Here is a 13,444-nt window from a genome sequence, read left to right as displayed (position 1 = left end):
GTACCCAGGAGTCGACGTCGAACGTATGGTGGAGGGGTGACAGACAACGTCTCTCCCCCACCCGAACCGAACGAGCCGCCGCGGGAGCCGACGCCGCCACAGGCTCCGGGGCCTCAGCCGGGCCCGTACGTGTACTCCCCGCAGACGGGCGAGCAGCCACAGGTGCCGCCGCCCGGAGCCCCCCCGCAGGCCACGTCCCCGAGCTCTCCGAGCGCTCCGCCCCTCGCCCCCGCGAGCGACCCCTCGGCATACGGCTTGCCGCCGAGCGGCGCCTACCCTCCCGGCGCGTACCCTCCCGGCTCAGCCCCGCCTGGCGCCCACCACCACGGCCCCGCTCACCCCGGTGCTGCGCATTCTCCCGCCAGCACCTACCCCGGCGCGTACGGCGCGCCCGTCGACACCCGGGACCCGCACACCCCGGCTCCGGGCCTGCCGTTCGGCTCCAGCTACCGCACTCCTCGCGCTCGGTGGTGGAAGGGCGCGATCAGCATCGTCGTCGTGATCGCAGCGATGCTGGTCTTCTCGCTGGTCCTGAGCCTGATCGCCGTCGCCGTCGACATGATTCTGGGGATGCAGGACGTCCAGGCCCTCACCGAGGGCACCATCGCGATGACCCCGGCGATCCTCGCGGCGACGAACCTCAGCCTCGTCGCCGGCGCCGGCGTGGCGATGCTCGCGCACCGCTGGATCAACGGTGTGAAGATCGGGTACTTCCACTCGGTCGCACCCGGCATGCGGTGGCGCTGGCTGCTGATCTCCTTCGCGATCGTCGCCCCGGTCTACCTGCTGTTCGCCGCCTCGAGCTTCCTCGACCCCGCCTATCAGTCGCTCACGTTCTCCGGCACCACGCTGGCGTTCCTGCTGATCATCATCCTCACGACGCCTCTGCAGGCCGCCGCCGAGGAGTACATGTTCCGCGGGGTCGTCCAGCGCTCCGTCGGCGGCTGGTTCCGCTCGAACCGCTGGGGCTTCATCGTCGGCACCGCGGTCAGCGCGACGGTCTTCTCCGCCGCCCACTTCGCCGGCGACATCTGGCTCATCGTCTACTACCTGCTGTTCGGCGTCCTCCTGTCGATCCTCACCCAGCGCACCGGCGGACTCGAATCCGCCATCGCGATCCACACGGCGAACAACCTGTTCCTGCTGATCGTCGCGTCTCTGGCGGGCCAGATGGATGCAGGGTTCGACCGATCGGCCGGCACCGGCGGCCCCGTCATGCTGGTACCGCTCGCCATCCTGGCCGTCATCGTCCTGGGGCTCTCCTGGTTCGCGAAGCGCCGGAGGCTCACGCTCGTCACGGGCGGGGACGGCACTGCTGCAGGCACCGCCGCCGAGGCTGCACCGGCGTCCGTGGACCGGCCCGGTCCCGGAGTCGGGCCGGTCCACGGTGCCGCCTTCGCCTCGGGCGCGGGCATCGCCCCAGCACAGCCCGCCACCGGGCCCATCCCGGTCACCACCGGTGACCCGAGGGCCGGTTCGGAGTCGCTCACGTCGGAGTCGCTCACGCAGGACCCGGCAGCGGCCGGCCCGGGTCACGCCGGCGCCACGACCGGACCGATCCCCACCGATATCGGACGCATCCCACCGCAGACCGGCCGCGAGCCAGGTGAGTGAGTCCATACTCACTGGTGGACGGACGACGCAGCCAGTAAACTGGAACCACTCAAGAAAGCGACACTGTCAGTGCTACTGAACGGTCGGGGCTGCCGCACGCAGCTCCACGCTCCACGGCGGCCCGCCGTGGCCACCCCTGAGGAGGGACGATCATGAACAACCTTCATCGCGAACTCGCACCGATCTCCGACGCCGCCTGGGCCGATCTGGAAGACGAGGTGAAGCAGACGTTCCGCCGCCACATCGCCGGCCGGCGCTTCGTCGAGATGCCCGAACCGCGGGGCTACGAGTTCTCGTCGCTCACGACGGGGCGCGTCTCCGAGGTCACCACGGACATCGACGGAGTCCGCGGCCGCAGCCGCGTGGCCCTGCCCGTCGTCGAACTGCGCGCGCCGTTCTCCGTCAGCCGCGACGAGATCGACGCGGTCGCACGCGGTTCGGTCGACGCCGACTGGGATCCGGCCAAGGACGCCGCGATGCGCCTGGCCAAGGCCGAGGACAACGCGGTGCTCAACGGCTCGGGCGACGGCGTCGGACTGTCCGGCATCATCTCCGCCAGCCCCCACAAGCCCATCCAGCTGCAGTCGGACATCAAGGACCTCACGTCCGCGGTGGCCGAGGCCATCACGAACCTCCGCCTCGACGGCGTGGGCGGCCCGTACAACCTGCTGCTGTCCGCAGAGCTGTACACGCAGCTCGCGGAATCCGCCGATGAGGGCAACCCGATCTCCGCGCACATCCAGCGCATCCTCAACGAGGGCCGCGTGATCTGGGCACCCGCGATCGACGGCGCGATCGTCGTCTCGCAGCGCGGCGGCGACTACGAGCTCCACCTGGGGCAGGACGTGTCGATCGGCTACGACTCGCACGACGGGGAGAAGGTCAACCTCTACCTGGAGGAGTCATTCACCTTCCGCGTGGCGAGCTCCGAGGCCGCCGTGCACCTCATGCCCTGATCTCCAGCACGATGCCCTGACCTCACGGCACCTCACGGCCTGACGTGGCTGGCTGGCGTGGCTGGCGTTGGGCAGGAGCATCCAAGGAAAGGGGGCGGGGACGCAGCAGTGAGGCGACCCCGCCCCCTTCGGCATGCCAGGGCCTGCGTGTCTCTCCGGCGCCCCCACACGACGCCGGGGCCGAGGCCGGACCGAGTCAGTCCGTCAGCTCGCCCAGGAGGACGTGGGTGGAGTTCGGGAACGTATAGCGCCCGTCCACGGCGTACTCGTGGAAGATCCGCTCGAGGTCTGCGATGAGCGGCTCGCGGGCGGGATCGCCCTCCTTGGGCGCGTAGGACGTGGAGAGGTGGCGTTCGCGGAACGTCTCCCACCCGATCTCCTCGTCGTTGTCGAACGCGAAGCGCTGGAAGTGGGGCCCGCCGTAGAACTCCTCGAGGTCTTCGTCCGTGATCTCCTCCCCGAGCGTGAGCGCGACGAAGCCGCCCACGCGCGCACGGAACGCCTCTGCGACGGCCTGAACCGACGCCTCGCTGCGCCGTCGGAAGTTCCAGATGAGCGCGACCTGACCGCCGGGGCGCAGGATCCGCCGGCACTCGGCGCGGAACGAGGGGATGTCGAACCAGTGGAAGGCCTGGGCGACGGTCACGAGGTCGACCGCCGCATCCGCCAGAGTCGTCGCTTCAGCAGGTGCCCCCACCACGGTGAGGCGCTCGTCGTCCGCCAGGCGCGCGACGAGCGCATCGCGCATGTCGTCATTCGGCTCGACCGCGGACACGTTCCAGCCGCGGGACAGGAGCTCCGCTGTGAGCTTCCCCGTCCCCGCCCCGATATCGGCCACGACGGGCGCACCGGCACGGCCGGCCTCGGGCACCTCGGCGGCGGTCGTGTCTGCCGCAGTCGAGTCAGCGCCAGTCGAGTCAGCGCTGGCTGGAGCAGCCTCGATCCGTTCTGCCGCAGCGGCCTCGACGCCGCCCATCCGCGCGGCCAGGAGGTCGAGCAGCTCTGTCGGGTACCCCGGTCGGCTGCGGGCGTAGACCTCACCCAGTCCGGTGAACTTGCCGGTGTTGTCCGTGGTCATGCTTCCCTTCCGTCGTGCCGGGGCCTCACTGCGCCGGCGTGGAGGCGGCGCCCGAGTGAGCGCGCCGCAGGGTGCTCAGACCCCTACGCCGCCCACGAACAGCCGGGTGGTGAGGGGGAAGCGCACCATGTCATCCTCGCGGTACTCGTCGAACAGTGCACGAAGGTCCGCGACGAGGGGCTCGTACGCCGGATCGTCCTCGCGGGGCGCGTAGGTGGCCGACAGATTGCGGCCCAGGAACTCGTCGATCGTGAGCATCTGGTCGTGGGGGAACTCGCGGTACTCGTACCCGTCGGGCTCGAAGAACGCGTCGAAGTCCGCGGCGCTCACGCGGTGGTCGCCGCTGAAACCGGGGAAGTCCCCGATGTGCCGGCGGAAGACGTCTGCCGTCGCGTGGGTGAACGCGCTGTCGCGGCGGCGGGAGTTCCACACGAGTGCGACCCTGCCCCCGGGGGACAGGATGCGGCGGCACTCCGCGCGGAACGCGGCCTGGTCGAACCAATGGAAGGACTGCCCGGCCGTCACGAGGGAGATGGAGGCGTCCGGCAGCTGCGTGTCCTCTGCGGTGGCGTGCACGGCGGTGAGGAGGCTGGTCGTCGCGGCCTTCGCCTCGAGGATGCCCAGCATGTCCCGGTTGGGCTCGACCGCGACGGTGCGGATGCCCTGGTAGACCAGCTCCTCGGACATCTTCCCGGTGCCGGCGCCGATGTCCGCGACCTGGTTGGAGGTCCCCAGCCGGAATGTGTCGGCCAGCCATCCCAGGCACTCTGCAGGGTAGCCCGGCCGGAACCTGTCATAGATCCTGGCCAGGCCGGTGAAGCGAGTCGTCGCGTCACGGGGCGCGGTGCTCACGTTCATGATCGGTCCTCCCTGGCGAGCCGGCACGCGGATGTCGTCGGCGGGAGCCGGCGTCGAGCGCGACGGACATGATCGGTCAGCGTCTCTGCCGATACGATTGCTTCATTCGAGAGTACCCAGGGAAACCCCTCCGTGAAGCCTGAACGCATGAGGGTTCGATCACACTGGAAAGGCCTCTGGACACCGCTTGTATCCTGGTGGGCATGAGACATACGGGCATCGCACACGTGAGGATCCGCAGCCGCCGCTGACGGCGGACGCGGACTCGACTCACCCCTTTCCTCCTCCGCCGTCGGACGCGCAATGTTCCGACCGGCGCCTTTCGCGCGCCCGTTCCCCGGAGGACCCCGTGCCCCGCACACCTTTCCCATCTATTCATTCGACCCCTGCTTCTGCCACGGAGGGGACTGTCCCCGAGAGGACTGTCCCGGAGGGCGCTGCGACAGCCGCGGCTCCCACCACCGGCGCCCCTCTCACCGAAGCCCCTCTCACCGGCGCTCCCGCGGGCGACCGCGCCCACATCCGCGCCCGTGGCATCACCCACTCCCCCGGCAGGCAGCCCCTGCTCACCGGCGTGGACGTCACCGTGTCCGCGTCGACGAAGCTCGCCGTCGTCGGCGAGAACGGCAGCGGCAAGACCACGCTGCTGCGCATCCTCACGGACCGGCTCACCCCCGACGGCGGCTCCATCGACCGTGCGGGCACGCTCGCGGTCGCGGACCAGGAGCTGCCCGCGTACCCGGACGTCACCGTGGGCGACCTCGCCGATGAGGCGATCGCACCGGCCCGGGCGGCGCTCGCCGCCCTCGACGACGCGGCCGCCGCGATGGCAGCCGATGCCGACGGCTCCGGGTCGGACGGCTCTGGCGGCTCCGGCGACGACTACTCCCGCGCGCTGGAGCTCTGCATCCTTCTCGACGCGTGGGATGCAGAGCGGCACGTCGGCATCGCTCTCGAGGCACTGGGGGCGGTCACGGACCGGACGCGGCAGCTCGCGAACCTGTCCGTCGGGCAGCGCTATCGCGTGCGCCTGGCCTGCGTGCTGGGCGCCCAGCCGGACCTGCTCGTGCTCGACGAGCCGACCAACCACCTCGACGCCGCCGGGCTGGACTTCCTCACCGCCACCCTGCGGTCGCGCACCGGCGGACTCCTCGTCGTGTCGCACGACGCGGCCCTGCTCGCCGACGTCGCCGATGAGTTCCTCGACCTCGACCCATCCGCGGACGGCGGCCCGCGCCTCTACGGCGGCGGCTGGGACGGCTGGCGCACCGGCCGTGCGCGGGACCGCGAGGCCTGGCAGGCCGCCTATGACGCGCAGCAGGCCGAGCACCGGCGCCTGCGGGAGTCCGTCGACCAGGCTCGTTCGCGACTGTCGACCGGCTGGCGGCCGGACAAGGGCGTGGACAAGCACGCCCGGCAGTCGCGGGCACCGGGCATCGTGCAGTCTCTCCACCGTCGCGAGGACGAGCTGCGTCGCCATGCGCTGACGGTGCCGCCGCCTCCACCGCGGCTGGCTGTGCCGACGGGGCGCACCCAGAAGGGCGCTCCCTTGCTGACCGCCGCCGAGGTTGCCGTCGCCGACCGCTCTTCCCATCCCGTCTCCGTCGGGCTGGCCGGCGGAGACCGCCTGCTGGTCGTGGGGCCGAACGGGGCCGGGAAGTCGACGCTGCTCGCGATGCTCTCCGGGGCACTCGAACCCGACCAGGGCTGGGTGCGCCGGCACGGCACTGTCACTGTGAGCCGCCTCGGTCAGGAGGACGAGATCGACGACGGGCATCGCTCCCCCGGTCAGCTGCGCAGACGGCGCCTCACCCAGGTGCTCGCGCAGGGGCCGGACGTGGTGCTGCTCGACGAGCCGACCAACCACCTGTCGATGTCGTTGGTCGACGACCTGCTTGAGGGACTCGAGGGAGCGAGCGCCGCAGTCGTCGTGGCGACGCACGATCGGCAGGTGCTGCGGCGGCTCGCGCACTGGCCGCGGGTGGAGCTGGGTGACGCGTCAGCCTGACCATGCCTCCCACAGGGCGGCGTAGCGGCCGCCCGCGGCGACGAGCTGGGCGTGCGGGCCCTCCTCGACGACCTGTCCGTGCTCCATCACGAGGACCCGGTCCGCCGCCTCCGCCTGGCTGAGCCGGTGCGCGATGACGAGCGCGCCCCGGCCCTCCAGCGCGGCCGCGGCGGCGGTCTCGAGGAGGTGTGCGCCCGTCGACCCCGCCTCGGCGGTCGCCTCGTCGAGGATCGCGATGTCCGGGTCCGCGAGCACCAGCCGGGCTAGCGCGATCGTCTGCTCCTGCAGCGGGGAGAGCCGCGCACCCCCGTCGCCCACCACGGTGTCGAGGCCGTGGGGCAGGGCGAACGCCCAGTCCGCGCCCACGCGGCGCAGTGCGTGCTCGATCGCCGCCGGGGGCGCATCGGGGACCGGCATCGCCACGTTGTCGCGGATCGTGCCGACGAAGGTGTGGACCTCCTGCGCGATCATCGCGACGTGTGCTCGGAGTCGGTGCTCGGGCAGGGTCGTGATCTCGTGTCCCGTGCGCGCAGCCGGCCCGTTCACGATCGCCGGCCGGTACTCGATCACTGACCCGCTTTCGTTCACCGGCCCGTCTTCGCTCACTGACGAGTCCTCAATCACCGGCCAGTCCTCGATCAGCTGCGCGGAGCCGCTTGACGGCGCGGCGAGCCCCGCCGCGATCTTCGCGAGCGTCGACTTCCCGGCACCGGTCGTGCCGACCACGGCCACCACTTCCCCCGGTGCGACCGTGAGATCGACTCCGCGCAGGACGTGGTTCTGCTCGCCGGGCAGGGCCACCTGGTCGTCGTAGGAGTACCAGAGGTCCCGCAGGACCAGGCCCGCGGACCGAGCTCCGCCGTCTGCGGCGGCGACGGGACCGTCTGACCCGGGCACGGCCTCGGCGGCGGTGTCTGTCGCATCTGTCGCGGTGTCTGTTGCGGCCGCCTCGCGGTCTCGCGAACCAGCCGCGTCGATGACGCCGACCATCCGGGTGAGGGAGGCGCCCGCCGACTGGATCTGGTCGAAGAGCCCCACCAGCGCGCCGATCGGGTTGAAGAGCCGGTGGAAGACCAGCGCCGCGGTCGTGACTGCGCCCGGAGTCGTCTCGTCGAACCACACCAGCGCGAAGCCGGTGAGGAGGAGCAGGGAGAGGACGACGGCCTCGGCGCGGTTGTTGCGGCTGAAGGCGCGGGTGAGGAAGCGGAAGACTCCGATGGAGAGGTCGCGGGCCTCCACGGAGGCGGAATCGATGCGGGCGAGCTCGATGTGCTCGGCGCGGTGGGCCCGCAGCGTCCGGGCTCCGGTGAGGCCGCCCAGCAGCCGGCCCGACCTGCGACCGATCGCTGCGCGCTCCTGCTGATAGAGCGGGGCCGAGCGCGGCAGGTACCACCGCAGCGTCAGCCCGTACATCGGCAGGGCGACCAGGCCCACGAGGCCCAGCCGCCAGTCCACCGCCGCCAGCCCGATGGCGGACACGACGACCACGAGGACGGACTCGACGACGAGCGGCAGGATCTGCGTCGACGTCTCGCTGACCCTGCGCGAATCGTCTGCGACGCGGGAGACCAGGTCGCCGGTGCCCGTGCGCTCCACGGTCTGCGCGTCGAGCGCCAGCGCGGCGCCCACGACGTCCGTGCGGAGTCCCGCCACGGCCGGCATCGCGACCCGCGCCAGCGCCCACGCCCCGATCCATGTGCCCACCGCCATGACGAGGCCCGCGACGGCGACGGCGATCGCGCTCGTCCAGACGACCTCGGGGCCGGCTCCTGCCGGAAGCGCGTCGACCAGTCGACCGATCGCCCACGGCCCCACGAGCCCGGCTGCCGCATTGGCGGTGCCGGCGACGAGGAGGACGACCAGCCAGCCGGCCCGTCCTCGCAAGTGGGGCAGTAAGCGGGCGAAAGCGCGGCGCCTGGTCGCGATGGGCAGGGTGGGGGTGTCCGGCCGGGTGGAGGAGTCCGGCGGGCTGGTGGCGTCCGGCACCGTGGAATCCGTACTCATCGGGCCACCGCCTCCCGGTAGGAATCACCGATGGTGCCGGCGGCGCCGAGCAGTCCGCTGTGCGTGCCAGTGACAGCCGGGGCGTCGGCAGGCACGTAGACGACGGCGTCCGCGGCGGCGAGGAACGCAGGCGAACCTGTCACGACGAGGGTCACGGCGTCGCACCGGAGGGTGGCGATGCCGGCGGCGATCCGCGCCTCTGTCACGGCGTCGACCGCCGTGGTGGGTTCGTGCAGGACCAGGATCCGCGACTGCGCGTGGAGCGACCGGGCCAGCGCGATCCGCTGCCGCTGTCCTCCCGACAGGTTGCCGCCCAGCTCCTGGATCCTGTGGTCAAGGCCGTCGGCGACCAGCCCCAGCAGTTCGTCCGCGCCCGAGGCCGCGAGCACATCCGCCGCCACGTCGCCGGAGGCTGGTGGGGCCGCCGGGGCAGTGCCGGGTGACGCAGTCATGTCCGTGCCGGATGACATCGTGATGTTCGACCGGATGGTTCCCTCGAACAGGTCGACGGCGTGGGGTGTCACGAGGAGGTGATCGGGCCCCAGCACGCGGCTCTGCGACGTGAGGGCTGTCAGGACGTCGTGGGCGAGCGCGTCCTCGTCGACTAGCACACAGAGGAGCGTCCCCGCGGGGACGTCGACGGCGGGGAGGGAGTCGCCGCTGACCGTCAGCCCCGATGCGTGAGCGGTCACGGCCAGGCGAGGTGCGCCGTGTGGGGGTGCTGCGTGCCCGGGCTCCGCCTGCGGGTGTGCAGCACGTGACGGTCCAGAGTGTGAGGGTCCATCGTGCGACGGTGCGGCGTGCGCGGGCTCGGTCGGGGCCTCGGCCGCGGAGTGGGTCTTCGGGTGGGTCTCTGCCAGATCCGTCAGCAGCGCCGCGATGCGCGACGCCGCGCCGTGGGACCGGGCGGTCAGCCCGACGATGTCGGCGAGCGCACGCATGGGCTCGGTGAGGAACGCAGTCATGCCGAGGATCGCGATGAGTGCCCCCGCACTCATCTGCCCGTCGAGCAGACGGAGGCCGGCGACGACGAGGACCACGGCGAGCACCGCGGACATCACGAGCGCGCCGACGCCGCTGAGCCATCCGGCGCGCTCCCCCGTCGCGACACCGGCGACGGCTGCGTCATCGGACGTCGTGCGGAAGCGGCGCAGCGCCCACTCTGCACCGCCGAGCGCCTTGAGGACCCGGAGTCCGCGCATGAGGTCCGCGGCGGAGTTCGCGGCGCGCGCCGTCGCCGCGAGCTGTGCACCGGCCTTCACGGACACCGCCCTGCCGGGCAGCGCCACGAGGACCAGTCCGATGGGCACGGCGATGAGCACCAGCAGCCCCGTGACGGCATCCGACAGGACGAGGAGGACGGCGGCGACGATCATGCCCAGCAGCGCGGCGACGCCGCGGCCCAGGTGAGCGAAGACTTCGGCAGCGAGATCGGCATCCGCCGAGGCGATCGACAGGACCTCACCGGACGCACGGTCCGGCGGCAGATCCGGTGACGTGAGCGCAGCGTGCGAGACCTCCACGCGCAGCGCGTGCGATTCATGCTCCCGGGCCGCATTGCACAGGCGGGCACCGAACCGGTAGCCGTAGCTCAGGACGGTGAAGAGCAGCGCGATGCCCGCGATGGACACGGCGAGCATCGGCAGGGAACGGGGGATGATCGCGATGTCGACGACCGCCCCGATCACCACCGGGACGAGCGCTTCGCACACCTGCCACACCGACAGTGAGGCGACGCCCGGGAGCAGCAATCGGAGCCTGCGGACGAGCGCGCGCGACAGCAGTGTCCTGCCGGACGAGGGTGGGGCGGGCATCCGACCATCCTAGGCTCAACCGATCCGCGCCGTCACAGGGCAGACGGCGCTCATACGAGTCCGATGAGACAGGCTGGCGCGCCCCCTTGCGGAGCCCTGATCCCGGAGTCACTATGTGACTATGGTCACGCGCGCTCACCACAACCCGATGCCCCCGCTCAATGCGTACGTGTCCTCCCTGGGCGGCTCCCCGATCCGCAGCCTGCTGTCGCTGGCCCAGGACCCTGACATCATCAGCTTCGGCGGCGGGGCACCGGCCAGTGAGAGCTTCGACGTCGAGGGGATCGGGAAGTCCTACCAGAGGGTGCTCGAGGAGCACGGTGCACGCGCACTGCAGTACTCGTCGACGGAGGGCGAACCGGAGCTGCGGCGGGCCGTGGCGGAGCGCATGACGTTCAACGGCCTCTACACGGAAGCGGACGACGTCCTCATCACCTCAGGCTCACAGCAGGGTCTGGGGCTGGTCGGTCAGGTCGTGCTCGATCCGGATTCCATCGTGCTGACGGAGAATCCGACGTTCGTGTCCGCGCTGCAGGCGTTCGCGCTGTCGCGCGCTCAGTTCCGCCCTGTGGACACGGACTCCGGTGGCCTCGTGCCGGAGGCCCTGGAGTCCGCCATCCTCCAGTACGCACCCCGCGCCGTGTACCTCATCCCCACGTTCCAGAACCCCACGGGCGTGACGATGCCGGAGTCCCGCCGCCGCGAGGTCGCCGACGTCCTCGCCCGGTACAACGTGTGGCTCATCGAGGACGACCCGTACTCGGAGCTGCGCTACGACGAGTGGACGATGACCCCCATCAGCGCGGACCCCCGCCTCGCCCACAAGTCCCTCTATCTGGGGACGCTGTCCAAGGTGATGGCGCCCGGTCTGCGGATCGGCTGGGTGCGCGGGCCCCAGGAAGCGCTCGAGACCCTCGCCACGACGAAGCAGGGCACGTCCCTCCAGACGTCGACCATCGATCAGCTCGCCGCAGTCGACTGGCTGGAGCACAACGACCTCGATGCCAAGCTCGTGCCCATCCGTGCCGAATACCGCAGGCGGCGCGACGCGATGGTCGAGGGCCTCGACGCGGTCCTGCCGGAGGGGTACACGCTCAACACCCCGATGGGCGGGATGTTCCTCTGGGCGACGCTTCCGGAGCCGTTCGACGCGAGCGAATCCGTCATGGACGCCGTGCGCGCCGGGGTGGTCTACATCCCCGGCATGCAGTTCTACGTGGCGGATCCGAAGCCATCGACGCTGCGGCTGAGCTTCGTGTCGAACTCCGTCGACGTCATCGCGCAGGGGCTGGAACGGCTGGGCACGGTCTTCCGCTGAGGTGGAGGGGCGGGATGACACACTGTCCCGAGAGGCCCGGCGACTGCCGCGGCCGCCACCCACACCCACTTCCGAAGGGATCTCGCCGTGGACGCGTTCCTCGACTTCATCATCAGCGTCGACGGCTTCCTGGGCTATGTGCTCGTCGCGGTCCTCATCCCGGTGGGCCTCTACCTGACGATCCGCACCGGGATCGTCCAGCTGCGCCTCCTGCCGGAGATGTTCCGCCTGATCCGGGAACCCGCCGGCCATGATGCGGACGGCACCAAGCAGATCTCGCCGTTCAGGGCGTTCTGCATCTCCGCCGCCTCCCGGGTCGGCACCGCGAACATCACGGGCGTCGCACTCGCCATCAGCATCGGCGGACCCGGCGCGATCTTCTGGATGTGGGTCACCGCGGTCGTGGGCGGCGCGACCGCCTTCGCGGAGTCCGCTCTGGGACAGCTCTACAAGGTGAAGGACGGGGCGTCGTTCCGCGGCGGACCCGCCTACTACATCACGAACGGCCTGAACGCCCCCGTCATCGGCGCGCTCTTCGCTGTGATCGTGGCTGTGGTCTACGGGATCGTCTTCAACACCGTGCAGTCGAACTCCATCACGGACGCGCTCGCAGCGAGCTTCGACGCGGAGGCCTCGGGCAGCGGCTTCGCGATCATCGTGGGCCTCATCATCGCGGTCGCCGCGGGGATCGTCTTCGTGGGAGGCGTCCACCGCATCTCTGCGATCGCGTCGGTGATCGTGCCGGTCATGGCGGTCCTCTACCTGATCCTCGGGATCATCGTCGTCATCCTGAACCTGGACGCCGTCCCCGGCATGCTCGCCACGATCGTCTCTGAGGCACTGGGCTTCCAGTCGATCGCGGGCGCGGCCCTGGGCACCATCATGATGGAGGGCATCCGCCGCGGGCTCTTCTCCAACGAGGCCGGCATCGGCTCCGTCCCCAACGCCGCGGCCGCCGCGTCCGCGTCGCACCCCGCGAAGCAGGGACTCGTGCAGTCACTGGGCGTCTACTTCGACACCCTGCTCGTCTGCTCGGTCACCGGATTCGTCGTCCTCCTTTCCAACCCCGAGTACGGGACTCCGCAGGGCTCGCAGCTCACCCAGACGGCGCTCGCCGATCAGGTCGGGCAGTGGGGCGTCCACTTCCTCAGCGTCGCGATCTTCTTCTTCGCCTTCAGCTCGATCCTGGGCAACTACTACTACGGACAGACCAACATCGAGTACCTCACGAACTCGAAGGCCGCGCTCAACGGGTACCGGCTCGTGGTCGTCGTGGCTGTGTTCCTCGGATCTGTCGTCGCACTCGATGCCGTGTGGACTGCCGCGAACATCGCGATGGCGATCATGGCGTTCATCAACCTCATCGCGGTCCTGCTGCTCAGCAGCACCGTCCTGCGGATCCTGCGCGACTACCTGCAGCAGCGGAAGGAGGGCGTCGAGCCCGTCTTCCACAAGGACCGGATGAGCGACCTCGACGGACTGGACGCCTGGGACGGCACGGACGAGGTGACGCAGACGGAGTTCTGGGAGCAGCGCAGCCAGCGCTGAGATGCGCAGCGGCTGGAGCACCGGAGACGGGGCCTCTTCCGGGTTATAGGCCAAAATGCGTGAACAGCACCACATCCTCTTGTGGTTTAAGTTTCAACGACATACACTGGTGTCATAGCGGCTCTTCAGAGTTGAGTGTGGGTTGAGGCATCCAGCCCGCCGGCGATTAGGAGCATGCGGAGTCGATAGTGATCGAAGTTGCGGAACCCGCGAGCGATACGCCGACCGAGCTCGATGAGCCCGTTG

At 70.6% G+C, this 13,444-nt stretch carries 9 protein-coding genes; 5 read left to right on the top strand and 4 right to left on the bottom strand.

The window, feature by feature from the left end; genetic code table 11:
* Window positions 1-36 precede the first annotated feature (36 nt).
* Both BSP109_RS12580 and BSP109_RS12575 read left to right on the top strand, forming a co-directional pair.
* Window positions 37-1,614 carry a CPBP family intramembrane glutamic endopeptidase gene (locus BSP109_RS12580; protein ID WP_257944686.1) on the top strand — a complete coding sequence of 526 codons (1,578 nt, stop codon included), beginning with the start codon at window positions 37-39 and terminating at the stop codon, window positions 1,612-1,614.
* Between the two features lie 152 nt (window positions 1,615-1,766).
* The gene (locus BSP109_RS12575) at window positions 1,767-2,570 is read left to right on the top strand and encodes a family 1 encapsulin nanocompartment shell protein (protein WP_087003167.1); all 804 of its coding nucleotides are present in this window, start codon (window positions 1,767-1,769) and stop codon (window positions 2,568-2,570) included.
* Window positions 2,571-2,766: 196 nt separating this feature from the next.
* Here BSP109_RS12575 and BSP109_RS12570 read toward each other — a convergent pair whose 3' ends face one another.
* Complete coding sequence (locus BSP109_RS12570) at window positions 2,767-3,648, bottom strand: class I SAM-dependent methyltransferase (RefSeq protein WP_218777881.1); 882 nt, start codon at window positions 3,646-3,648, stop codon at window positions 2,767-2,769.
* A gap of 75 nt (window positions 3,649-3,723) precedes the next feature.
* Complete coding sequence (locus tag BSP109_RS12565) at window positions 3,724-4,506, bottom strand: class I SAM-dependent methyltransferase (protein WP_087003170.1); 783 nt, start codon at window positions 4,504-4,506, stop codon at window positions 3,724-3,726.
* 520 nt (window positions 4,507-5,026) lie between these two features.
* Here BSP109_RS12565 and BSP109_RS12560 point away from each other — a divergent pair.
* Window positions 5,027-6,514, top strand: a complete 1,488-nt coding sequence (locus BSP109_RS12560; protein ID WP_374700164.1) for an ATP-binding cassette domain-containing protein — start codon at window positions 5,027-5,029, stop codon at window positions 6,512-6,514.
* Here the strand turns inward: BSP109_RS12560 and BSP109_RS12555 are convergent.
* Window positions 6,506-8,518 carry an ABC transporter ATP-binding protein gene (locus tag BSP109_RS12555; protein ID WP_101601076.1) on the bottom strand — a complete coding sequence of 671 codons (2,013 nt, stop codon included), beginning with the start codon at window positions 8,516-8,518 and terminating at the stop codon, window positions 6,506-6,508. The two genes, BSP109_RS12560 and BSP109_RS12555, sit on opposite strands and share 9 nt — an antisense overlap.
* Window positions 8,515-10,332 carry an ABC transporter ATP-binding protein gene (locus tag BSP109_RS12550; RefSeq protein ID WP_101601075.1) on the bottom strand — a complete coding sequence of 606 codons (1,818 nt, stop codon included), beginning with the start codon at window positions 10,330-10,332 and terminating at the stop codon, window positions 8,515-8,517. The genes BSP109_RS12555 and BSP109_RS12550 overlap by 4 nt, the downstream gene beginning before the upstream one ends.
* A gap of 121 nt (window positions 10,333-10,453) precedes the next feature.
* On the opposite strand from BSP109_RS12550, the gene BSP109_RS12545 reads away from it, so the two are divergent.
* Entirely contained in the window at window positions 10,454-11,650 is a 1,197-nt protein-coding gene (locus BSP109_RS12545) for a PLP-dependent aminotransferase family protein (protein ID WP_257944684.1), read from the top strand.
* Between the two features lie 87 nt (window positions 11,651-11,737).
* Window positions 11,738-13,198: a sodium:alanine symporter family protein gene (locus BSP109_RS12540; RefSeq protein ID WP_101601071.1), complete on the top strand. Its 1,461-nt coding sequence runs from the start codon at window positions 11,738-11,740 to the stop codon at window positions 13,196-13,198.
* The last annotated feature ends 246 nt before the right edge of the window (window positions 13,199-13,444 follow it).

Origin of the sequence: Brevibacterium sp. Mu109 (genome assembly GCF_900169375.1) — a bacterium.
Classification (GTDB): Bacteria; Actinomycetota; Actinomycetes; order Actinomycetales; family Brevibacteriaceae; genus Brevibacterium; species Brevibacterium yomogidense_A.
This window is presented reverse-complemented; position numbering and strand designations above follow the sequence as displayed.